General features: G+C 63.5%; 28 protein-coding genes. 22 read left to right on the top strand and 6 right to left on the bottom strand.

The features are described from left to right. The first annotated feature begins 53 nt into the window (after nt 1-53). From METH_RS15260 to METH_RS15245, 4 genes are all read left to right on the top strand, one after another. Nucleotides 54-572, top strand: a complete 519-nt coding sequence (locus METH_RS15260) for a hypothetical protein (protein ID WP_052348779.1) — start codon at nt 54-56, stop codon at nt 570-572. Continuing rightward, nucleotides 569-772 (top strand): hypothetical protein, encoded by a 204-nt coding sequence (locus METH_RS15255; protein WP_425412305.1) that lies wholly within the window; start codon nt 569-571, stop codon nt 770-772. Before METH_RS15260 ends, METH_RS15255 begins: the two co-directional genes overlap by 4 nt. Continuing rightward, the gene (locus tag METH_RS15250) at nt 765-1211 is read left to right on the top strand and encodes a DUF6362 family protein (RefSeq protein ID WP_024091375.1); all 447 of its coding nucleotides are present in this window, start codon (nt 765-767) and stop codon (nt 1209-1211) included. The genes METH_RS15255 and METH_RS15250 overlap by 8 nt, the downstream gene beginning before the upstream one ends. 396 nt (nt 1212-1607) lie before the next feature. Continuing rightward, the gene (locus tag METH_RS15245; protein ID WP_024091374.1) at nt 1608-2879 is read left to right on the top strand and encodes a site-specific DNA-methyltransferase; all 1272 of its coding nucleotides are present in this window, start codon (nt 1608-1610) and stop codon (nt 2877-2879) included. Between the two features lie 38 nt (nt 2880-2917). On the opposite strand, the gene METH_RS15240 is transcribed toward METH_RS15245, so the two are convergent. The 5 genes from METH_RS15240 to METH_RS15225 form a co-directional block, all read right to left on the bottom strand. Beyond that, nucleotides 2918-3631, bottom strand: coding sequence for a hypothetical protein (locus METH_RS15240; RefSeq protein ID WP_024091373.1), 714 nt, complete (start codon nt 3629-3631; stop codon nt 2918-2920). 436 nt (nt 3632-4067) lie between these two features. Then, nucleotides 4068-4355 (bottom strand): hypothetical protein, encoded by a 288-nt coding sequence (locus METH_RS24000; RefSeq protein WP_156927500.1) that lies wholly within the window; start codon nt 4353-4355, stop codon nt 4068-4070. A gap of 164 nt (nt 4356-4519) precedes the next feature. Next, nucleotides 4520-5041 (bottom strand): DUF3489 domain-containing protein, encoded by a 522-nt coding sequence (locus METH_RS15235; protein WP_024091371.1) that lies wholly within the window; start codon nt 5039-5041, stop codon nt 4520-4522. Between the two features lie 90 nt (nt 5042-5131). After that, complete coding sequence (locus METH_RS15230) at nt 5132-5320, bottom strand: hypothetical protein (protein ID WP_024091370.1); 189 nt, start codon at nt 5318-5320, stop codon at nt 5132-5134. Nucleotides 5321-5325: 5 nt separating this feature from the next. Then, complete coding sequence (locus METH_RS15225; protein WP_024091369.1) at nt 5326-5595, bottom strand: hypothetical protein; 270 nt, start codon at nt 5593-5595, stop codon at nt 5326-5328. Nucleotides 5596-5706: 111 nt separating this feature from the next. Here METH_RS15225 and METH_RS15220 point away from each other — a divergent pair, with 111 nt between their 5' ends. The 9 genes from METH_RS15220 (at nt 5707) to METH_RS15180 (ending at nt 14265) form a co-directional block, all read left to right on the top strand. Then, nucleotides 5707-6267, top strand: coding sequence for a hypothetical protein (locus METH_RS15220; protein ID WP_024091368.1), 561 nt, complete (start codon nt 5707-5709; stop codon nt 6265-6267). After that, a complete protein-coding gene (locus METH_RS15215; protein ID WP_052348718.1) occupies nt 6215-8218 on the top strand; it encodes a phage terminase large subunit family protein in 2004 nt (667 codons plus the stop codon). The genes METH_RS15220 and METH_RS15215 overlap by 53 nt, the downstream gene beginning before the upstream one ends. Before the next feature lie 2 nt (nt 8219-8220). After that, nucleotides 8221-8430 carry a phage head-tail joining protein gene (locus tag METH_RS15210; RefSeq protein ID WP_024091366.1) on the top strand — a complete coding sequence of 70 codons (210 nt, stop codon included), beginning with the start codon at nt 8221-8223 and terminating at the stop codon, nt 8428-8430. After that, nucleotides 8430-9992, top strand: a complete 1563-nt coding sequence (locus tag METH_RS15205; protein WP_024091365.1) for a phage portal protein — start codon at nt 8430-8432, stop codon at nt 9990-9992. Before METH_RS15210 ends, METH_RS15205 begins: the two co-directional genes overlap by 1 nt. Before the next feature lie 14 nt (nt 9993-10006). After that, complete coding sequence (locus tag METH_RS15200; protein ID WP_024091364.1) at nt 10007-12070, top strand: prohead protease/major capsid protein fusion protein; 2064 nt, start codon at nt 10007-10009, stop codon at nt 12068-12070. 77 nt (nt 12071-12147) lie between these two features. Next, on the top strand, nt 12148-12483 hold the full coding sequence (locus tag METH_RS15195) for a DUF2190 family protein (RefSeq protein WP_024091363.1): 336 nt from the start codon (nt 12148-12150) through the stop codon (nt 12481-12483). Continuing rightward, nucleotides 12483-12794 carry a head-tail joining protein gene (locus METH_RS15190; RefSeq protein WP_024091362.1) on the top strand — a complete coding sequence of 104 codons (312 nt, stop codon included), beginning with the start codon at nt 12483-12485 and terminating at the stop codon, nt 12792-12794. Before METH_RS15195 ends, METH_RS15190 begins: the two co-directional genes overlap by 1 nt. Further along, a complete protein-coding gene (locus METH_RS15185) occupies nt 12791-13420 on the top strand; it encodes a DUF6441 family protein (protein ID WP_024091361.1) in 630 nt (209 codons plus the stop codon). Before METH_RS15190 ends, METH_RS15185 begins: the two co-directional genes overlap by 4 nt. A gap of 143 nt (nt 13421-13563) precedes the next feature. Beyond that, on the top strand, nt 13564-14265 hold the full coding sequence (locus tag METH_RS15180) for a hypothetical protein (RefSeq protein WP_024091360.1): 702 nt from the start codon (nt 13564-13566) through the stop codon (nt 14263-14265). Here the strand turns inward: METH_RS15180 and METH_RS23200 are convergent. Then, nucleotides 14253-15010, bottom strand: a protein-coding gene (locus tag METH_RS23200) for an IS5 family transposase (protein WP_156927531.1) whose coding sequence is annotated in 2 segments (ribosomal slippage) — nt 14253-14686 and nt 14686-15010 — 759 coding nt in all. Because the reading frame shifts where the segments join, the coding sequence is not laid out codon by codon here. The genes METH_RS15180 and METH_RS23200 overlap by 13 nt on opposite strands. Before the next feature lie 26 nt (nt 15011-15036). Between METH_RS23200 and METH_RS15165 the strand changes: the two genes are divergently transcribed. From METH_RS15165 to METH_RS15130, 9 genes are all read left to right on the top strand, one after another. After that, complete coding sequence (locus METH_RS15165; RefSeq protein ID WP_342667100.1) at nt 15037-15519, top strand: NYN domain-containing protein; 483 nt, start codon at nt 15037-15039, stop codon at nt 15517-15519. A gap of 58 nt (nt 15520-15577) precedes the next feature. Beyond that, the gene (locus METH_RS15160) at nt 15578-15997 is read left to right on the top strand and encodes a hypothetical protein (RefSeq protein ID WP_024091358.1); all 420 of its coding nucleotides are present in this window, start codon (nt 15578-15580) and stop codon (nt 15995-15997) included. A gap of 24 nt (nt 15998-16021) precedes the next feature. Next, nucleotides 16022-16960: a phage tail tube protein gene (locus METH_RS15155; RefSeq protein ID WP_024091357.1), complete on the top strand. Its 939-nt coding sequence runs from the start codon at nt 16022-16024 to the stop codon at nt 16958-16960. Beyond that, nucleotides 16960-17397 carry a hypothetical protein gene (locus tag METH_RS15150; RefSeq protein ID WP_024091356.1) on the top strand — a complete coding sequence of 146 codons (438 nt, stop codon included), beginning with the start codon at nt 16960-16962 and terminating at the stop codon, nt 17395-17397. Before METH_RS15155 ends, METH_RS15150 begins: the two co-directional genes overlap by 1 nt. 83 nt (nt 17398-17480) lie before the next feature. Continuing rightward, nucleotides 17481-17624: a DUF7697 family protein gene (locus METH_RS24865; protein WP_156927499.1), complete on the top strand. Its 144-nt coding sequence runs from the start codon at nt 17481-17483 to the stop codon at nt 17622-17624. Next, nucleotides 17617-20034 (top strand): phage tail tape measure C-terminal domain-containing protein, encoded by a 2418-nt coding sequence (locus METH_RS15145; protein WP_024091354.1) that lies wholly within the window; start codon nt 17617-17619, stop codon nt 20032-20034. Before METH_RS24865 ends, METH_RS15145 begins: the two co-directional genes overlap by 8 nt. Beyond that, nucleotides 20034-20660 (top strand): DUF2460 domain-containing protein, encoded by a 627-nt coding sequence (locus tag METH_RS15140; RefSeq protein ID WP_024091353.1) that lies wholly within the window; start codon nt 20034-20036, stop codon nt 20658-20660. The genes METH_RS15145 and METH_RS15140 overlap by 1 nt, the downstream gene beginning before the upstream one ends. Beyond that, a complete protein-coding gene (locus METH_RS15135; RefSeq protein ID WP_024091352.1) occupies nt 20657-21541 on the top strand; it encodes a DUF2163 domain-containing protein in 885 nt (294 codons plus the stop codon). The genes METH_RS15140 and METH_RS15135 overlap by 4 nt, the downstream gene beginning before the upstream one ends. Further along, the gene (locus METH_RS15130; protein WP_024091351.1) at nt 21538-21984 is read left to right on the top strand and encodes an NlpC/P60 family protein; all 447 of its coding nucleotides are present in this window, start codon (nt 21538-21540) and stop codon (nt 21982-21984) included. Before METH_RS15135 ends, METH_RS15130 begins: the two co-directional genes overlap by 4 nt. Nucleotides 21985-21991 lie beyond the last annotated feature (7 nt).

The following is a 21991-nucleotide window of genomic DNA, read 5'->3' as shown; positions in this document are numbered from 1 at the left end:
GTGGGCCGATGCGCCACGCAACCTTCACCTTTCGAGCAGCAATGGAGATGACAATGTCGAACAGGCAAATTGAACCCGTGTGCGAACACCAGCAGGCAGCTTTGCCGGGGACCATCCTCGCTCTGGATCTCGGGACCACAACGGGCTGGGCGCTGCGGACAACCGATGGTCTCATCACCAGTGGGACAGCGTCGTTCAAGCCGGGACGCTACGACGGCGGGGGCATGCGCTACCTGCGCTTCACCAATTGGCTTGGGGAGATCGAAAAGCTCTCTGGCCCAATCGCGGCGATCTGGTTCGAGGAAGTGCGCCGCCATGCCGGGACCGATGCAGCGCACGTCTATGGGGGTTTGATGGCCACGCTGACGTCCTGGTCCGAACTTCGTGGCGTGCCCTATGCGGGTGTGCCCGTGGGTACGATAAAGCGCCACGCCACCAGCAAGGGCAATGCCAACAAGGCCGCCATGATCGCGGCCGCTGAGGCCCGCGGCTTCAGCCCGGCGGACGATAACGAGGCTGATGCCATCGCAATTCTGCACTGGGCCATAGAGACCGAAGGAGGCTCAGCATGAACCGCATGAATTTCGCCCCGCGCGGCTTCGGCGGCACCCGGCGTAGCCCCGATGTCGTCAAACGCGATGGCTGGAAGGAACAAGGCGTTCTTGCGGTCTCGGTGGATGATGATCGCCTGACCTGGCCCGAACGAGAACTGGTTCGGCAGCTTGGCGAGCGTTTCTACGGCAAACGGGAACGGGAGGCGCGCCATGGGTGAATGGACAACCACACGCGTGGAGGACCGGCTGGAGAGTGCGGCCGACGTCTTCCACACCTTGCCCGGCGTCATGCCGCAGGGTTTCTTCAACGCCTGGCCCGAGTATTTCCACAGCTTCGCGGACAAGGTCGGTCAGGAGCCGCAGATGCGGCGGCCCCGGCCGGGTCCGCGCCAGATCACCGAAGCCGAGGAGGCGTTGCTCTGGCTGCGCTGGCTGGAGCGGGATGATGCCCGGATCGTCTGGTTGCGTGCCGAACGCACCGCGTGGAAGCCGATCTGCTGGGAGATGGGGCTGAGCCGGACCGCAGCGACCAAGCGCTGGCAATTCGGCCTCGCAGTGATCACTTGGCGGCTGCATGGGCGCGTGCCTCCGGCCCGGCGTTCGCAGCAGTTCGTCATCGAAAACGCCAATCGCCTGTCAAGAAAAATCGTCCTGTGAGGGAATTTTCCAGTGTACATCGCAAGGCCTTACACATTCCGAGAATGACGCTAGAAATTGGATATACTCGGGAGAGGCGCGTGCGGGATGACCTGCGGTGCTGGCTTCCCAGGAGCCAACCAAGGGTCCAGTTAGGGTCCAGGCGGCTAACCGACTGAATTCGCGGGTCCTTCCTGGCCCGAAACGTATACGGGCGGGCGAAGCGCGCAATATCGCTAGCGACAGGGCCGGTTTTTTGGGAAGCCACCCCTAGCAGGCATCCACCTGCGATCTGCTGAAAACCACAACAAAACAAACCTTTGGAATCGGACACACCCGGTGGCCGCTGGACCCCTCGTGGAGTCCAGGCTGGCTGCCGGTGTCCGGAGTCCACCCGATTGAGGCGAACCGACCCAAATGACTCTGAGCTTTGCCCCGGACGCGATCGAGATGTGGCCGCTGGCCAAGCTCCAGCCCTATGCGAAGAACGCGAAGGCGCATGGGGCGGACCAGGTGGCGAAGATCGCCGCCAGCATGGCAGAGTTCGGCTGGACCGTGCCGTGCCTCGTCGCCGACGACGGAGAATTGATCGCGGGCCATGGCCGGGTACTTGCTGCCACGCAACTGGGGCTGACCGAGGCTCCGGTGATCGTGCTGGGCCATCTGACCGAGGCGCAACGCCGGGCGTACCGGATCGCGGACAACAAGCTGACGGAACTCGGGACCTGGGATGAGGCGCTGCTGTCGGCCGAGCTGAACGACCTGCTGGCCGAGGACTACGATCTGTCGCTGATCGGTTTCGACGATGCCGAACTCGAAGCGCTGTTGGCCGGCGAGGTCGATCCGGAAACTGCCTTCCAAGAGGGCGAGAACGATGTTCAGGAGGCCCCCGAGACCCCGATCAGCCGTCCCGGCGATCTCTGGGTGCTCGGCAAGCATCGGTTGCTCTGCGGGGACGCGACGGTGGCAACAGACGTCGAGCGTCTGCTCGGCGATGTGACACCGCTGCTGATGGTGACCGATCCGCCCTATGGCGTCGAATACGATCCCGGTTGGCGCAACAAGGCGGGAGCGGCCGCGACCAAGCGCACCGGCAAGGTGCTGAATGACGACCGCGCGGATTGGCGCGAGGCCTGGACGCTATTCCCGGGCGACGTGGCCTATGTCTGGCACGGCGCGCTGCATGCGACGACGGTTGCGGAAAGCCTCGAGGCCTCCGGCTTCAACATCCGCTCCCAAATAATCTGGGCCAAGGATCGCCTGGTGCTGAGCCGTGGCGATTATCACTGGCAGCACGAACCCTGCCTTTATGCCGTGAAGAAAACCGGCAAGGGCCATTGGGCCGGCGACCGCAAGCAGACGACGCTCTGGCAGATATCCAACAAGGATCAGGACGCGGAAACCGTGCACGGGACCCAGAAGCCCGTCGAATGCATGCGCCGGCCGATCCTCAACAATTCCAGCCCGGGCCAGGCGGTCTACGAGCCCTTCATGGGATCGGGAACCACGCTGATCGCGGCGGAAACCACGAGCCGTGTGTGCCTCGGGATCGAGCTGAACCCTGCCTATGTCGATGTCGCGGTCCAGCGCTGGCAGCAATTCACCGGCCAGGCGGCCGTGCTGGACGGGACCGGCGAAAGCTTCGCGAAAGCTGAGGCCAAGCATCTGCCTGTGGCCCCGACTTCGTAGGGAACCGACGACGCAACTTGACCGAGTGAATGAAGAAATTAGGCTGGGTGGCCATCTGGACCGGGTGCAGCCCTTACCAGTAGAACCCTTTTCTTGCGACCCGTCCTGGTGACAAAGACAACTTCTTCGGATCCGTCTTTGTTGACCACGTATTTTAACCGGTTGAGCGAAAATAGCTGACCATCGACGGAAACTTCTTTGTGATCACTGGACAGGGAGACATTGTTTAATTCGGTGTCCAGTCGGGCAAGGATCGTTTCTAAAGACTGGGCCTCTAGAAGCCGTACTTCCTTTACAATTTGAGCCAGAGTGATCGGCTCCAGGCCACCTTTTTCACGCTCTTCATTGAGACGACGCATCGTCTTACGTGTGAAAAAGTACCCTAGTGTTGCGACAAGGGTCGCCGCCGTTCCGGCGGCAGCCCATCCGACGGGTGTGAGACCCAGGAAAGTTGCTGCTGGGGCAATTCCGAGCGTACTGGCAACTCCGCCGAGACCGACTGCCGTGAGAGCTGAACCTACTCCAAGAGCAGCGCTCGAGGAGAATGCTGCCAGCCCGCCCGTGGCGCCGAATATCCCGGCAGCCGATACCAGACCAAGACTGCCGAGCAAGGTGCTATTCCCGAGGACAAATGCCCCGATCCATGTACTAGATAACGTGCCTGCGATATATCCCGCCGCTCCCGTGGAGGCGATCCAAGCGCCGGATGAGTGAATGACTGGAATGGCAATAGCGAGAAAAGGTAAAGGCATTTGTTGGCTCCAAGGTCTGGCAATACGTTAAAGTTAGGTATCCTTAGAGTTGCGTTCAAGTATTCGTGTTCTAACCGGTCGAGCAGTAGGCACAAGACTCGATTAGGCGGCAATGGATGACGCCGAAGGCGCGCAATCACAAGGATGGCGCGACGACATTGGCGAGCACGCTGGCGAACGGCCTCTTTGGCCGCCAGTTCCTGGTAACGCCGACGGCTGGGAGTGATATCTGCTAACCGCGCCGGACACTGAACCCTGCATTTGTCGAGGCGCTGATGGGCTGGCCCACCGGGTGGACCGCCTTCGGCTCTGCTGCAACGGGGTGGTCTCACTGGTTGCCGCACATGCGCTGCGAACTCTCGCGGCTGAACTGCTGGCCGATCTCTGATCGATCCACCACAATCTCGACCGCGAGATTCATTTCGTATTGCGAAACCTAAGAAGCCCGATCTGTCAACCAGTTCCCAATGAAACGTGCTCCGAGACCGCCCCATGTTACCGTGGCTAAAATTATCGAAAGAGGAAGGTTTTCGGTGTTTGCTGCAGTAGACATCTTAATTGCCATTCCAGCACAGGCTACGAGCAGGATTCCAAAGAGTGCCCATCCTATTTTTGGAATTCGCATTTGGCGCATTGCTACTGCCAGCAAGAGCATGCCCGCGTTCAGTGCCCAAAAGGCTGGTTCCATGGCATCAAAGAATGCCGCCATTATTTCGTTGTTCACGATCTGCTAAACTCCTTGCAATTTAGGATCCGTGAGGTGTCAAATGCACTGGTCCCCAAGGTTGCTCAAGGGGTTAACGGCCCCGTTGGTGGAGTTTTCTGATACAAAGCAGGCGCATACTGGCTGATCTTGGAGCAGATTGCGGATTTGCAATGCGCCAGACATCAGGCAGCCGGAAGCCTGTATACCCTTCCGCGCCCCTCGACCTTCTCCGAGGTCACTTCGAGACCGAGCTTTTTCTTGAGTGCGCCGGACATCGCGCCGCGCACGGTGTGTGACTGCCATCCAGTCGCGGCCATGATCTCCGCGATGGTCGCGCCGTCTGGCGCGCGCAACATGGCGATGAGAGTGGCCTGCTTGGTGCCCTCGCGCGGCGTGCGGGTCTTGGGGGCTGCGTCCTTGGTCGGTTTGGCCTCCGCGCTGCCAGTCTCAATTCCAATGGCGGCGAGGCCTGCGTCGGTGGCGACCAGCGTGACGCCATGCCCGTCGCCGGTCTCGCGCCAGACGGCTTCGCCTTTGCGCATATCGGCCTCCACCTCTTCGATGAGGCCTTTTGCGAGCATAGCGCCGACCACCTTGGCGGCGGCCCCGCCGCGCAGGCTGTCGGGTAGCGGCAAGGCGATATGGCCGTCGCGTTGCGACGCGGCGCTGAGAATGATGGCTTGGGTGTCGGTGAGTTTGGTCATGTTTGCCTCCGTGGTTCAACCGCGCGGAATGCGTGGCTTCTACCGAGGCGCGCCCGCCGCTTGGGCGGGCCGGGACCGGCGCGCGATGGCTCAGTCGTCGCGCGCGATCAGGGCAAGGAGGACGGCCGCCAGGCCGCCGAGGTATTCGCTGCGGCGAAACACGATCTCGTCGACCTCGCTGGCGGTGTTGATCGCTGGGTCGACCTGAAGGTCGCTGCCCATGTGCGGCATCAGGCGAGTGGCCTCGCGGTTGTAGCGCTCTGCAAGGGTGCTGGTCATCGGGCTCACTCCGCGTATTCGCCTTCGCTGAAGGCGCTGTCGGTGATGCGCTTCAGGAGGCTGGCGTAGTGCTCGAGGCTGTCGACGGTGGCCCAGCCGATCTCGTCGGGGTGGTAGTTGAAATGCTCATCGCTGAGGCTCTGGAGCCGGGCGAGCATCTCGTCGATCTCGGCCTTCTTGCCGATGAAGGCGTTCACAGCCGCCTCTTTGTTGCGACGCGCTTTCTCGGCGAGCTGCTGGTAGCGGGGCGTTGTCTGGGGGTTCAGGCGGGTCATCTTGGCGGCTCCGTGGTGAGTTGCATCGTTTTCGTGAGACCACGTTCGCTCTGGCGCGGAGGCTTATCAACCATATAAGCACATGATTTTGAATGATAATCGGAGCGCGGCATGGAGGGTCTGAGCGAGCGCCAGTATGCCGTCCGCATCGGCCTCTCACGCGGGGCGGTCCAGAAGGCCAAGAGCACGGGACGGCTGGTGTTGCACAGGGATGGCAGCATCGACGCGGAGGCCAGCGATGCGTTGCGTGCGCAGGCGACCGATCCGTCGAAAACCCGCAAAGCGCCGAAGGCGAAGCTCAAACCCGTGTCGGAGGCCGCAGTCTCGGCCGTGGGCGAAACGCTGCGCGAGCAGGGAATGGCCGCACCGCAAGTCGGCAGCGGCAACACGTTCCTGCAGGCCAAGACGGCCAATGAGGTTCTGAAAGCGCAGGAACGCCGTCTGAGACTGCAAAAGCTGAAAGGCGAACTGATCGACCGGGCTCGCGCGCTGTCGCTGGTCTTCCGGCTGGCGCGGCAGGAGCGCGACGTCTGGGTCAACTGGCCCGCACGGGCGGCGGCGTTGATGGCGGCCGATCTGGGGGTGGAACCCGCCAAGATGCAAAAGGTTCTGGAGAAACATGTCCGTGCCCAACTCGACGACCTTGCCGAGGTCAAACCCGATCTCCGGTGATGCGGACGATATGATGGACTTCGACGGCGCGGCCGAGATCCTGCGCGCCTGGAGTGAAGGCCTCACGCCGGATCCGGACCTGACGGTTTCGCAATGGGCGGATCGGCACCGGATGCTCTCCGGACGGGCATCGGCCGAGCCGGGGCGGTATCGCACCGCCCGCACGCCCTACATGGGCGAGATCATGGACCGGCTGTCACCGGGAGATCCGACGCAGCGGATTGTGTTCATGAAGGCCGCTCAGGTCGGCGCGACCGAAGCGGGTAACAACTGGATCGGCTTCGCGATCCACCAGGCACCAGGGCCGATGCTCGCCGTCCAGCCCACGGTGGAACTGGCGAAACGGAACTCGCGGCAGCGGATCGATCCGCTGATCGACGAAAGCCCGGAACTGCGGGAGCGGGTCAAACCGGCGCGCTCGCGGGACGCGGGCAATACGATGCTGTCCAAGGAATTTGCAGGCGGCATCCTGATCATGACCGGGGCAAACTCGGCGGTCGGACTGCGCTCCACCCCGGCGCGCTACATCTTTCTGGATGAGGTCGACGCCTATCCGGCCTCGGCCGACGAGGAAGGCGATCCGGTCACGCTGGCCGAAGCGCGGTCGCTGACCTTCGCGCACCGGCGCAAGCTGTTTCTGGTCTCGACGCCGACCATACGGGGGATGAGCCGGATCGAACGGGACTATGAGGCCAGCGATCAACGCCGGTTCTTCGTGCCCTGTCCGCATTGCGGCGCGATGCAGTGGTTGAAATTCGAACGGCTTCGCTGGGAAAAGGGACAACCGGAAACGGCGGAATATCACTGCGAAGGCTGCGAAACGCCTATTGCGGAACATCACAAGACGGCAATGCTTGAGGCAGGCGAATGGCGGGCGACCGCCACGGCGGCGGATCCCAATACCGTCGGGTACCACCTCTCGGCGCTCTATTCGCCTATCGGCTGGCTCAGCTGGGAGCGGATCGTGCGGGCTTGGGACGCAGCACAAGGCTCGGACGAAGCAATCAAGGCCTTCCGGAACACGATCCTCGGCGAGACCTGGGTTGAAACCGGCGAAGCTCCGGACTGGCAGCGGCTCTATGATCAGCGGGAACGTTGGAAACCGGGCACTGTTCCCGCAGGCGGGTTGTTCCTGACCGGCGGGGCCGACGTGCAGAAGGATCGGATCGAGGTCGATGTCTGGGCATGGGGCCGTGGGCTCGAAAGCTGGCTCGTGGATCACATCGTGATTGAAGGCGGGCCCGACCGGCACGAGGCTTGGGGCGAGCTGACAGACCTGCTCGGTCGAACCTGGCCACATGAGCGTGGCGCACATCTGAACATCGCGCGGCTTGCCATCGACACGGGCTACGAGGCCCCAGCGGTCTACGGGTGGGCACGCGCTCAAGGGTTCGCACAGGTGTCGCCAGTAAAGGGCGTCGAAGGGTTCAATAGGGCGAGCCCGGTGTCTGGGCCGACTTATGTGGACGCGACCGAGGGCGGCAAACGTCTGCGCCGGGGCGCGCGCCTCTGGACCGTGGCGGTGTCGACCTTCAAGGCGGAGACCTATCGGTTCCTGCGGCTGGCGCGGCCGACCGATGAGGACATGGCCGCCGGGGCGGGGTTCTTGCCCGGCACGGTGCATCTGCCGCATTGGGTCGAGAACGAATGGCTCAAGCAGTTCGTGGCCGAACAGCTGGTGACGGTCCGCACGAAGCGCGGTTTTGCCCGGCTTGAATGGCAGAAGCTTCGCGAGCGCAACGAGGCGCTGGACTGCCGGGTCTATGCCCGCGCTGCCGCCTGGATCGCGGGCGCTGACCGCTGGACCGATGAGAAATGGCGCGATCTCGAGGATCAGCTTGGGGTCGCCGACGCCTCTGCGGATCCCGCAGGGCAGATCAACAGACAAGCACCGACATCGCAGGGCAAACGCAGATCTGACTGGCTCGGGCGGCGTGGAGGGTGGTTTTGAACATGACCGATTGGACGGAAACAGAGCTGTCGGCGCTGCGCCGCGCCTATGCCAGCGGCACGACCCGGGTCAGCTATGACGGCAAATCCGTCGATTACGGCTCGGCCGAGGATCTGCTCGCCCGCATCCGGACCATTGAGCGCGCTATCGCGGGGACGACACGGCCAATGCCGATCGCCGGTCTCGCGGGTTACTCGCGCGGAGATCGGTGATGGCCGCGAACTGGTTTGACCATGCGATTGCCGCCGTAGCACCGCGTGCGGCAGCCCGCCGGGTGCTTGCCAGGCAGGCGTTCGAGACCCTGACGCGTGGCTATGACGGCGCGGCCAAAGGGCGGCGGACCGAAGGCTGGCGCGCGCCGGGCACCTCGGCCGACACCGAGGTTGGCGTAGCCGGGGCGCTCTTGCGGGACCGCATGCGCGATCTGGTCCGCAACAATCCGCACGCTGCCAAGGCCGTGGCGGTGCTGGTGAACAATATCATCGGCGCGGGAATCATGCCGCGCGCCGCCAGCGGAAATGACACGCTGGATCGAAAGGTGGATGCGCTGTTTGCGCAATGGTCGGACACGGCTGATGCCGACGGCCAGCTCGACTTCTATGGTCTGCAAACCCTGATCTGCCGGGAAATGGTCGAAGCGGGAGAGGTGCTGGTACGTCGACGTTTGCGGCGCGCGAGCGACGGCTTGCCCGTTTCTCTGCAATTGCAGGTGCTGGAGGCCGACTTCCTCGACGCCACGAAATCCGGCGCACTCGGAACTGGTCGCCTCGTCCAGGGGATCGAGTTCGAACCGGTCGGGACGCGCCGGGCTTACTGGCTCCACGCCGAGCATCCGGGCGACGCATACGGCGCACTGCAGAATGGGCTGCAGAGCCGTCCAGTCCCTGCAAGCGAGATCGCCCATGTCTATGAAAAACAGCGCACGCAGGCGCGCGGCGTCCCCTGGGGCGCGCCGGTGATCCGGTCCTTGCGCGATCTCGACGATTACGAAGTGGCCGAACTGGTTCGCAAGAAGACCGAGGCCTGCGTCACGGCCATTGTCTTCGGCGATGACGAGGCGCAGCAAGGCATCGCGCCCTCTGTGGTCGACGCCGATGGCAACCGGGTGGAGCAGTTTGAGCCGGGGCTCATTGCCTATGCGCGCGGCGGCAAGGACATCCGCTTCAACCAGCCCTCAGCGACGGGCGGATATGCCGAATACAAGCGGGCAAGCCTGCACACGATCTCGGCCGGGTTCCGGGTGCCCTACGAGCTGCTGACCGGGGACCTGTCACAGGTCAACTATTCCTCGATCCGCGCCGGGCTGGTGGAGTTCCGCCGGATGATCGACGCGGTGCAGTGGCAGCTCTTCATCCCGATGTTCTGCGCGCCGGTCTGGCGGTGGTTCACCGAGGCCGCATGGGCGGCAGGCCAGATCCCGACGCCGGACGTGCCGGTCGAATGGTCGCCGCCAAAGTTCGAAGCGGTCGATCCGCAGAAAGACGCGATGGCGAACCTGCTGTCGATCAGGTCGGGCACCATGACGCTCGCGGAGGTGATCGCGCGGCAGGGCCGCAATCCCGACGCCGTGTTGGCTGAAATCGCTGCGACCAATGCCAAGCTCGATACCCTCGGGCTTGTCTTGGACAGCGACCCGCGACGCGTCACCAAAACCGGCAGCGCGCAGACAAGCGATATGGGTAACGACCCAGCCGACGACGACACAGCCAATGACCCGGCGAGCGATCCGGAAGACGACCCGGAAACGGGCACAGCACAGGCCGAGCCCGACTAACAGGACTGAGCAACATGGACACGATGATCGAAATCCCGGCCTTGCGCCGGATGGCGGAGCTTGCGCCGAACTCAGCTGATACCGACGCCCGCACTGTAGAAGTAATCTGGTCTGCGGGGGCTCGGGTCCGACGATCGACCCTCTTCGGGGAGCCCTATGACGAAGAGCTGAGCCTCGACCCGACCCATGTGCGGCTCGACCGTCTGAACGCCGGCGCGCCGTTCCTGAAAGTGCATGAGGTCGACACGCTGGATGCCGTAATCGGCTCCGTCGTCCCAGGCTCGGCGCGTATCGAAAACGGTCGCGGCATTGCGCAGGTCCGGATTTCTGAGCGCGCCGATGTCGAACCGATCTGGCGCGATATCCAGGCGGGCCACATCCGGGCGGTCTCTATCGGCTACCAGGTTCACCGCTTCGAGGTCTCCAAACCCGAGGCGGCCCGCGAGCTTTGGCGCGCGGTCGACTGGACGCCCTTCGAGGTGTCCGCCGTGCCCGTTGGCGCGGACCCCGCCGCGGGCTTTCGCGCGCAATCACCCCTTCATGACTGCGTCCTCCATCGCCGGGACGTCCCACCCCTAACCACAGGAGCCATCCCGATGACGGACAAATCCAATGATTCGGCGAGCGACGCCGAAACCCAAGCGCAAAAGCCGACCGAGCCGGTTGAAACCGAGGACACCACGATGACTGAACCGAAACCGGCAGCGACAGAACCGAAGGGTGCTGCAGTCGAAACCCGAACCCAGCCCAAGTCCCCTAAACCCGATGTCGCTCCCGCACCCGACACCGAAGCGGTCGCGACCCGCGCTCGCGAAACTGAACGCGACCGTGTTTCCACGATCTACGATCTGGCGGGTCGCCTGAACCTCGAGCGGAGCTTTGCCGAGGATCTGGTCAAACGAGGCACAGATGTCGATGAGGCACGCCGTTTGATCCTCGATCAAGTCGCCGCCAAATCCGAAGAAACGCGGACCTTCAGCCAAGTGTCGATCCCGCTGGGCGGCCGCGATGAACAGGTCACCCGCCGCGATGCCGTCGCAAATGCGCTATTGCACCGCTACAGCCCGACGCTGTTCCAGCTGGAAGACGCCGCGCGCCAGTATCGTGGCATGACGCTCTTGGAGCTGGCCCGGGAAAGCCTCGGCAATGCGGGCGTCAACACCCGAGGCCTGTCGCGCGACGAAGTGGCGACGCGTGCGCTGCATTCGACCTCCGACTTCCCCGAGATCTTGTCCGCGGTCACCAACAAGACCCTCCGGCAGGCCTATGAGGCCTATCCCCGGACCTTCATGCTGTTCTGCCGTCAGGTGCTGGCGACCGACTTCAAGGCGATGCACCGGGTCCAGCTCGGCGAAGCGCCGCAGCTGCTCGAGGTGAGTGAAAGCGGCGAGTTCAAGCGTGGGACGCTCGGCGAGAGCAAGGAGAGCTACAAGGTCAAGACCTATGGCCGGGTGGTCGCCATCACCCGCCAGACGCTGATCAACGACGATCTCGACGCCTTTACCCGCATCCCGGCCATGTACGGCAACTCCATAGCTCAGCTGGAGTCGGACGTGGTATGGGGCATCATCACCGCCAACCCGGCGATGGCCGACGGCAACGCGCTGTTCCACAACAGCCACAAGAACCTCGCGGGCACCGGCGCGGCGCTCGACGTGAGCAGCGTCGGCGCGGCACGGGCGGCGATGGCCAAGCAGACCGGTCTCGACAAGAAGACGGTGCTGAACGTCCGCCCGGCCTTCCTGATCGTGCCGGCCTCGCTGGAGCTGAAGGCCGAGCAGCTGGTTGCCCAGAACCTCGTGCCCGCGGCGACCTCCAGCGTTGTACCGCAATCGATCCGCACGCTCGCGCCGATCAGCGAGCCTCGGCTCGATGCTGCCAGCGAGACCGCCTGGTATCTGGCGGCCAGCCCGAACCAGATCGACACCATCGAGTATGCTTATCTCGAGGGTCAGCAGGGCGCCTATATCGAGACGCGCAACGGTTTCGACGTCGATGGCGTCGAGATCAAGTGCCGCCTCGACTTCGGCGCCAAGGCCATCGACTGGCGCGGCCTCTACAAGAACCCGGGCGCATAACCGGGGCATCCCTGACATCTCACTTCTGACGGGCGGTCCAATCGGGCCGCCCGTTCCCTTTTGCAAAGGATCCCGCAATGAAGAACTACGTCCAGCCCGGCAATACCATCACCCTGACCGCGCCCTACGCGGTGACCTCCGGAGACGGCCTGCTCGTTGGCTCCATCTTCGGCATCGCATCCGCGGACGCCGCTCTAAACGATCCTGTCGAGGCAGCACTCGTCGGCGTCTTTGACCTCACCAAGGTCGGCTCGCAGGCCTGGACAGTCGGCGCAAAGGTCTATTGGGACGACACCAACAAGCGCACCACGAGCGTGGCCACATCGAACAAGTTGATCGGCGTCGCAACCGAAGCCGTGGCGGGCGGAGCCGGTGACACCATCGGCCGGGTGCGCCTGAACGGTTCGTTCTGATGACGGCGTTTGCCGCCATCGTTGATGCGCTCTTCGCCGATCCGAACATCGGGCGGGAAGCGGTGTTCACCTCCGATGGCGGCGCGCCTGTGCTGGTGCGCGTTGTGGCCCGTCAGGCGGATGCAATCACCGACTTTGGCGACGCGCGGCTCTGGTCTGAAACAACCCGGATCGACCTTCGTTTGGCTGATGTCGCGAACCCGCGCCCCGGCGACCGCTTGGAAATCGACGGAGACGCGTTCCTTATCCAGGGGGAGCCCGTCCGCGACCGTGAGCGGCTCGTCTGGACTGTGGACCTGCGCCCGGCATGAAGATGAAACTCGACATCACGCCCGATCTCGTCGCCGCCATGGCCGCCGAGGTGAAGGCGGGCGAGAAAGCTGTCACGGCAGCCATGCGCGAGGCGGGTACCGGGTTAAAGTCTTCGTGGCGGACCCAGGTCACCGGCGCAGGGCTCGGGCCGCGGCTCGCCAACTCGATCCGCAATCAGACTTTTCCGCGCGCAGGCGAAAGCCTTGATGCAGCGGCGCTGGTCTGGTCCAAAGCCCCGGTCATCATCGGTGCGCACGATGCAGGCCCCCTGATCCGATCAAAAGATGGCTTCTACCTCGCGATCCCGACCGCCGCAGCAGGCCGAGGCCTGCGCGGTCGCCGCATCACCCCGGGCGAATGGGAGCGACGGCGCGGCCTGCGCCTGCGCTTCGTCTATCGCCGCCGAGGTCCGAGCCTGCTGGTAGCAGACCGTGCCCGCATCAACAAACGCGGTCAGGCTTTGGCATCTCGCTCGAAAACCGGCCGCAACCAGGTCACCGCGCCGATCTTCCTACTGGTCCCGCAGGTCAAGCTGGCTAAGCGCCTGGATCTCGACCGCGATGCCGAACGGGCGCTCGATAGAGTGCCTGGGCTGATCTTGGCAAATTGGGTGAAAGGAAGATGATCTCCCGTACAGTGCTCGGCGGCTAGGGTGCTGGGAACCACAACTGCTAAAATTCGCCCCTAGCACATTAACCAACGGTTGAAGATTCCCGTCATGGCGATACAGCTTCCGTAAAAGCTGTCTAGATAAAAGTGGAGTGAGAAATGATTGGCGACTTTGGTGACCGAAATGCAACGAACAGGGACATCAAAGTTGCCGACTATGCACCTGAAAAATGGAAAGAGTTCGCGTTCGCAAGAGAGGCATTTGCGACCAAGGCCATTGAGCAGGCTGGTGGAAAAGTCGAACCCCACAGGGTGCTCATTCTGGTTGATCTGAACGGGATGTACTTGCGCCTACATGAGTGGCTAACTGAGGTTGGCATGCCTATCCGGGGAGGACTGATCCTAAGCCGTTTTGCGTTTTTCCAAATATATGATGCGTTCGAGAGAATTAAGAAGAGTGTCATAGAGTTGTCTGACGGAGAGTTCGCGGATTTTGAGGACGTCACAGAGGACATTCGAACTACAGATGGTGAAGGTATTTGGGTGAATCCCCAAAAGACATACTTGAAATTCTCTCCACAGTTTGACCTTTTTTATGCTCCGGCACCTCACAAAGATATCGAATGGAAGCTAAGGAAAGAGGCTCGATCCGGCGATATGAATCTGAAACGTCTTGTCAAAATGGCAGAGAAAGGCGTGATTGAAGTCTTTGGAAAGGAACGTGACTACAATGCATACGATGATTTCATACGAAAATTGAGAGCCAATCCAGAGTACTCTCGGTCAGAACAGGGATTTTTTTGCTATAATGTTGGGTCGAAAGGTCTAGGCTCTGGACTCATTGAGTTTCAAAGCCAGTAGATAACGAGGGCTGCAAGCGCGATTGCTGACAGGAAGACTTTTGGGCATCTGTCGTATCGTGTCGCAACCCGCCGCCAGTCCTTCAGCCTGCCGAACATAATCTCAATGCGGTTGCGCCGCTTATATCGGCGTTTGTCGTATCTGATGGCTTTCTTGCGCTGCTTTCGGCCGGGGATGCAGGCGCGTATCCCTTTGTCTTTCAACGCTTCTCTAAACCAATCGGCATCATATCCGCGATCTCCGAGAAGCCACTGGACGTCAGGCAGGCCACTCAGCAGCGCCTTTGCACCGGTGTAATCACTGACCTGCCCGGCAGTCACGAACAGGTTCAGCGGACGGCCCTGGCTGTCACAGATTGCGTGCAGCTTGGTGTTCATGCCGCCCTTAGTGCGCCCGATCAGACGCCCACGCCCCCCTTTTTAACCCCAAGACTGGAGGCTGTACGGTGTGCTTTCAGGTAAGTTGCGTCGATCATCACGGTCTTTTCCTCACCGTGATCAGCAGCCAGACCGGCCATCATCTGGGCAAAGATGCCCTTGTCGCTCCACCGCTTCCAACGGTTGTACAAGGTCTTGTGCGGGCCGTAATCTTTGGGAGCATCACGCCAGCGCAAGCCATTGCGATTGATGAAGATAATTCCGCTCAGAACACGCCGGTCATCAACACGCGGCTTGCCGTGGGACTTCGGAAAATAAGGCTCAAGACGGGCCATCTGCGCGTCCGTCAGCCAGAAAAGATCAGACATATCACCGCTCATTTTTCGAACCGTGAATCACGCCACCCACCGGAAATCAATGGGTCCTGAGCCTAAGATACTTTGGCGAGAAGGAAGTTGATACTCGCATTGTGATGCGCGCGATGGATGTCCTTTACAATTATGAAGCTGACGTCATTTGCGTAGTTTCTTCCGACCAAGACTTCTTGCCGCTGAGCGATAAGTCGTCCGAATCTGGGGTCATGTTTTACCAAGCAGACCTCGCCAAGTTCGGTTTGCACAATAACGTTGGCCGAAAAATAAAGGAGTTAGGGTCGAAATTCTTGCCTGGTAGGATTGATCCAAGCTGGCCGTTAAGGGTGATTTGCGAAGCCGCCTCTTCCGAGGAGCATAATTCGCCTGCACTCTACGAGATAGATGAGGACGAGTTTAAATCGCTTTGTGAGATGCACAATGCAATGAACGAGTATAAAATCGCCCCAAACTTTCTATCCGACGGTAATGTTTCAGGTTTGATTTTGTCAAAGCCAGCTAAATAGAGAAGAATCCGCATTACCTTCATGAGTTGAAAATTGCAGGCTCGCAATATTTAGGAACATGCCCACCCCACGCGAAACTATCCTAGCAGCGCTGCACGTGCGACTCTCGGCGCTGCCCGCCACGGCCCTGCGCGGCGATGTGCTGCCCGAGCGCGTCCCGGCCGATGGCCTGCTGATCCTGCGCGACGGGGAGCCGGGGGAGCCCGAGGTGACGCTGTCACCGCTCACCTACCACTACCAACACCGCGCCGAGATCGAAGCTGTCGTGCAAGGCACTGACCGTGACGCCACCTTCGATGCGTTGACCGCCAGTATTGGGGCAGCAATTGCAGCCGACCGCACGCTGGGCGGTCTCTGCGACTGGGTCGAGGCCGAAGCTCCGCGACCGGTCGATCTGCCCGTCGAGGGCGCGGCGAGCCTGAAGGCGGCGGTGATCCCCGTCGTCCTGCATTACTCCACGGCCGACCCACTGGCCTGACCCAACCGACAACAGGAGAACACGATGGCACGAGCCCAAGGGGCGCGGGCGCAAATGGCGCTTGCGTTCGAGACGACCTATGGAACACCGCCGGTGGGCGGTTTCACCAAGATGCCCTTTGCCAGCAGCTCGCTGGGGGCACAACAACCACTGCTCAATTCCGAACTCCTGGGCTACGGCCGCGATCCGCTGGCGCCGATCAAGGATTCGGTGACGGCCGATGGTGATGTCGTCGTGCCGCTTGACGCCGAGGCCTTCGGGTTCTGGCTGAAGGCGGCTTTTGGTGACCCGACCACGACCGGGACTGGTCCTTGGACGCACGAGTTCCAGTCCGGGTCTTGGACGCTGCCCAGCATGTCCATCGAGACAGGCATGCCCGAAGTGCCCCGATTTGCGATGTATTCCGGATGCGTGCTCGACCAGATCAACTGGCAGATGCAACGATCTGGTCTGCTGACCGCAACGGCTCGGCTGGTTGCGCAGGGCGAGACGGTTGGAACGACGACCAGCGCAGGCACGCCTGTCGCTCTCGAATTGCAGCGCTTCGGCCATTTCAACGGGGCGATCACGCGCAACGGATCGGCACTCGGCAACGTGGTTTCGGCCGAGATCACCTACGCCAACAACCTCGACCGGATCGAGACGATCCGCAGCGACGGCCGCATCGACGGGGCAGATCCGTCCATCGCGGCGCTGACCGGCCGGATCGAGGTCCGCTTCGCCGATCAGACGCTGGTGACGCAGGCGATCAATGGCGAGGCCTGCGAGTTGGAATTCGCCTACGTCCTGCCCTCGGGCGAAAGCTTCACTTTCACCGTGCACGCCGTCTACCTGCCGCGCCCGCGCATCGAGATTTCCGGGCCGCAGGGGGTGCAGGCCACCTTCGACTGGCAGGCCGCCCGCGACAGCGTCGTCGGCCGGATGTGCACCGCCACTCTCGTGAATGATGTGGAGATCTACTGATGCTGACGCTCGACCTGACGAATGAACCGCGCTGGCACGACCTCACACCCGGCGTCCGGGTGCAGCTGCGCCCGCTCACCACGGCGCTGATGGTTGCCACGCGGAGCGATCCCGCCGTCGAGGTGGTGCCGGAGGACGCCTCCGACGAAGAGCGGGCGGTCGCATTCGCCAAGGCGCTTGCCCGCCGCGCGGTGCTCGCCTGGGAGGGCATTGGTGACGCTGACGGCAACGCGTTCGACCCGAGCCCCGAGGCCATCGACGCGCTGCTCGATGTCTGGCCGATCTTCGAGGCGTTCCAGCTGACCTACGTTTCGAAGGGGCTGCTGCTGGAACAGGAAAAAAACGTCTCCGCGCCCTTGCCGAGTGGTCCTTCGGCGGGGGCGACCGATACTGCCAAGCTTGCGCGGAAGCGTGCGAAGACTGCCCGGCAAGGCTGAACCGGCCCCTTACGCATGAGGGTTGGCAGGTCTGGGACCTTGTCGAACGTCTCAGCGGTCAGCTGCGTGTCCTGCCCGGCGCGGTGATCGGCTGGGATATGTCGGCGGCGCTGGCGCTTGGTGACGCGCTCGGCGTGCCGTCGCTTGCAACGGCCGAACTGCTGCCTGTCATCGAGGCGGTGATGGTCGCCAAACTCAACGAACAGATGGAACGTCCCGATGTCTGAAAAGCGTGTGTCCGTCCGCCTCGCCGCGGTCGGCGGGCGACAGGTGCGCGCCGAGCTGGAAGGTGTCGGTGAAGCTGGGGCGCGTGGCTTCGGACGGCTCGGCCGCGAGATGGAAGCGGCCAACGCCCGGCTTGCGGCCTTCTCGCGCCGGGTCCGGGTTGCGGCGGCCGCCGCCGTCGCTGCAGCCACCGCCGCTGGCGTGGCGATGATCCGGTCCGGCCTGCAGACTGTGGACGCGCAAGCGAAGCTGGCGCAGTCCCTTGGCACCACCGTCGCCTCGATCCAGACGCTGGAGCGCGCGGGTGAACTGGCGGGCGTGTCGATGTCCGGCATTGAGCAGGCGACGAAGGATCTGACACGACGGCTCAGCCAGGCGGCCGCCGGGACCGGACCCGCTGCCGATGCGCTGGACCGGCTGGGGCTTTCGGCCAACGATCTGATTTCGCTGCCGCTGGATCAGCGCGTCGGGGCCATCAACGCGGCGATCGAGGAATTTGTGCCGGTTGCCGAACGTGCGGCGGTCGCGGGACAGCTCTTCGGCGAGGAAGGCTCGATCGCCATGAGCCGGATCGACACTGCAACGCTGCGCCAGGCAACCGAAGACGTGCGTGCCTTCGGGGTCGTGGTTTCCGAGCAGGATGCCGATCAGATCGAGCGAACCAATGACGCGATCTCGCGTATTGGGTTGATCTGGCGGGGGCTGTCGAACCAGCTTGCGGTTGCTGCCGCGCCTGCGCTCGAAGCCGTCGCCGATGCCATGGCCGCGATCGCGAGCCGCACCGGTCCGCTTGGCATCGCCATTCGCGGTCTCTTCGACAACATCGGTCGGCTGATCACCTATGCCGCGACCTTCGCGGCGTTTCTTGCGGGGCGCTGGGTCGCTGGCGTGGCCGCCGCAACGCTGTCGGTGCGCGGGCTTGCCACGGCGCTGGTCTTGCTGCGTGGCGCCCTGATCCGCACCGGCATCGGCGCGCTCATCGTTGGCGCAGGCGAGCTTGTCTACCAGTTCACCCGCCTCGTGTCGGGAGCTGGCGGATTTGGTGAGGCAATGTCGCTCCTGAAGGACCTCGCCGTCGAGGTCTGGGAACGCATCAAGATGGGAGCTGCGGCGGCGGGCGCTGCCGCCACGGCGATGTTCTTCGATCTGAAGGCCGATGCCGCCTCTGGCATGCAGAGCGCCGTAGAGAGCGTCGTGGCTTTCGGCAACACGGCTGCGAACACGTTTGAGGGAGCCTATGAGGCGATCAAGGCGATCTGGGGCCTGCTGCCAGCCGCCATCGGCGATCTCGCGTTTCAGGCGGCCAACAGCCTGATCGACGGTGTTGAGGCGATGCTGAACGGCGTGGTCTCGCGCATCAATGGCTTCATCGGCGGCATCAACCAGGGGCTAGAAGCGCTCGGGTCCGAACGGCGCATCTCGATCATCCCCGATCTCGAGCTAGGCCAAATCGAGAACCGGTTTGAGGGCGCAGCAACTGCCGCGACCACCGCAGCGCAGACGGCCTTCGACCGGGCCTTCGAGGACAATCCGCTCACCGCGCCCGGTCTTGGGCTCACCCAGGCGGTCAATGCTGCACTGGCCACGGCCAACACGTATCGCGATGCCTCACGGGATTTGGCCGAAGGCGCGCGTGCGCCACTCGCTAGCTGGCAGGCCCTGCGAGACGCGGTGCAGGGAAGCAATGAGGGTAGCGCAGACGTGCTGACCGAGGCGACCGACGCCGCGGACCGGTTTGAGACAGCTCTTGGTGACGCCGGACGCGCCGCAGCCGGTGCGGGCGCAGCGGCCGGGTCTGCAGCGGCCGCTGTCGAACCAAATACCGAAGCTGCAGTTTCCGGCTGGCAGGCGGTCACGGCGGCACTCTCCGACTATGCCAGCAAGACGCGCGACATCGGCGGCGATATCGGCCAGAGCCTAGTCGGCGCTTTCCAGTCGGCGGAGAACGCGGTCGGTGAGTTCGTGAAAACCGGCAAGCTGAACTTCCGCGACCTCGTTACCTCGCTGCTGGCCGATCTCGCCAAGCTCGCGGCGCGACGCTTCATCATGGGACCGATTGCAAATGCGCTTTCGGGCGTCTTCGTCGGCGCGGGCGGCATCTCCGCCAACGTCCTGCATGCGGGCGGCATGGTCGGGTCCGCGGGGCCCTCGCGCATGGTCCCGGCCATGGCTTTCGCCGCCGCGCCACGGATGCATGGCGGTGGCATGGCCGGACTTCGCCACGACGAGGTGCCCGCAATCCTGCAGCGCGGCGAACGGGTGCTGTCGCGGCAGGAGGCGCAATCGTATGGCGGCGGCGGTGGGGTCAACATCACCATCATGGCCCGTAACGCCGAGAGCTTCCGGCAATCGAGGACGCAGGTCGCGGCGGACATCGCCCGCGCCGTATCGCTCGGGCGGAGGGGCATGTGATGGCATTTCATGAGGTCCGGTTTCCCGACAATATCAGCCGGGGCGCACGCGGCGGAGCGGAACGGCGGACGCAGATCGTCGAGCTCGCTTCGGGCGACGAGGAGCGCAACGCCACCTGGGCCAACTCGCGCCGTCGCTACGATGTGGCCTTCGGCATCCGACGCGCGGACGATCTCGCGGCCGTCGTCGCCTTCTTCGAGGCGCGGAACGGCCGCTTGCACGGCTTCCGATTCAAGGATTGGGGCGACCACAAATCCTGCCCGCCCTCCGGAACGCCAGCACCAAACGATCAGGCGATTGGCATCGGCGATGGCACGACCACCGCATTCGAGCTGGTGAAGCGCTATGTCTCCGGCGCGCAGTCCTGGACGCGCCCCATCGCCAAGCCGGTGGCGGGAACCGTGCGCATCGCGCTCGGCGGGGTGGAGCAGCCCTCCGGCTGGTCGGTCGACACCACCACCGGTGTCGTCACCTTCGACACTGCGCCCGCCGACGGCGTCGCCATCGCCGCGGGCTTCGCATTCGACGTGCCCGTCCGCTTCGACACCGACGCGCTCGACGTGACCCTCGACCTCGAACGCCTCGGCTCGATCACCTCCATCCCACTTCTGGAACTCCGCCGATGAAAAGCATCACCACCGACCTGCAGGCCCATCTCGACGACGGCACGACCACGCTCGCCTGGTGCTGGCGGATTACGCGGGCCGATGGCGTCACCTTCGGCTTCACCGATCACGACCGAACGCTCAGCTTCGACGGCACGGAGTTCGAGCCCGAGAGCGGGCTGACGGCGTCCGAGGCCCGCTCAGGCTCGGACCTGTCAGTGGACGCGCAGGACGCCGAAGGGGTGCTGACCTCGGACCGGATCACCGAGACCGACATTCTCGACGGCCGATGGGACAATGCGGAGGTCGAGGTCTGGCGGGTGAACTGGGCGGACAACGGCCAGCGCGTGCTGATGCGCCGGGGGGCCATAGGCCAGATCCGGCGCGGGCGGCTTGCCTTTGTGGCCGAGGTCCGCTCGCTCGCCCATGTGCTGGGCCAGACGGTCGGGCGGACTTTCCAGGCGACCTGCGATGCTGCGCTAGGCGACGCGCGCTGCGGTGTCGACCTGGAGAACACGGCCTTCAAGGGCACCGGGGTCGTGATCGATCTCCTGCGCGACCGGGCCTTCACAGCCTCGGGTCTCGGCGACTTCGAGGCCGGCTGGTTCACCTTCGGCACGGTCGAATGGACCAGTGGTGCGAGTGCCGGACGCAAAGCCGAGGTGCTGGGCCACGACGTGGCAGACGGCATCGCCGTGCTGACCCTGCTCGAAGCGCCTGTGCGCGCGATCGCCGAAGGCGACGCTTTCATCATCCGTTCGGGTTGCGACAAGCGCATGGCGACCTGCGGGGCGAAGTTCGCGAACACCGCCAATTTCCGGGGCTTTCCGCACATCCCCGGCCAGGACGCGGTGCTGCGCTATGCGACGAAGGATGGCGGCCACGAGGGAGGTGTGTTGTGACGCAACTCTTCGCATCGGCCGACCCCGCAAGCGTCGTCGCCGTCGCACGCTCCTGGCTCGGCACGCCGTATCATGATCAAGCCAGCCTGCGCGGCGTCGGCTGCGACTGCCTCGGGCTGGCGCAGGGCGTCTGGCGTGAAGTCGTCGGCCCCGAGCCGTTCCCGATCCCGCCCTACAGCCGCGACTGGGGCGAGACAGGGCCCCGAGAAGTGCTGGCGGACGGCGCACGGCGCATGATGATCGAGGTCTCGCCCGCCGAGGCCGGTCCTGGCGCGCTGGTTCTCTTCCGGATGATGCCCCGCGCGATTGCCAAGCATGTCGGGATCCTCACCGGGCCCGACAGTTTCCTCCACGCCTACGAGCGCCTCGGCGTCATCGAAGAACCGCTCACCTCATCCTGGCGGCGGCGCATCGCCTTCGCCTTTCTGTTCCCGCAACGCTGAGATCATC

This window comes from Leisingera methylohalidivorans DSM 14336, assembly GCF_000511355.1.
In the GTDB taxonomy this organism is placed as follows: Bacteria; Pseudomonadota; Alphaproteobacteria; order Rhodobacterales; family Rhodobacteraceae; genus Leisingera; species Leisingera methylohalidivorans.
This window is presented reverse-complemented; position numbering and strand designations above follow the sequence as displayed.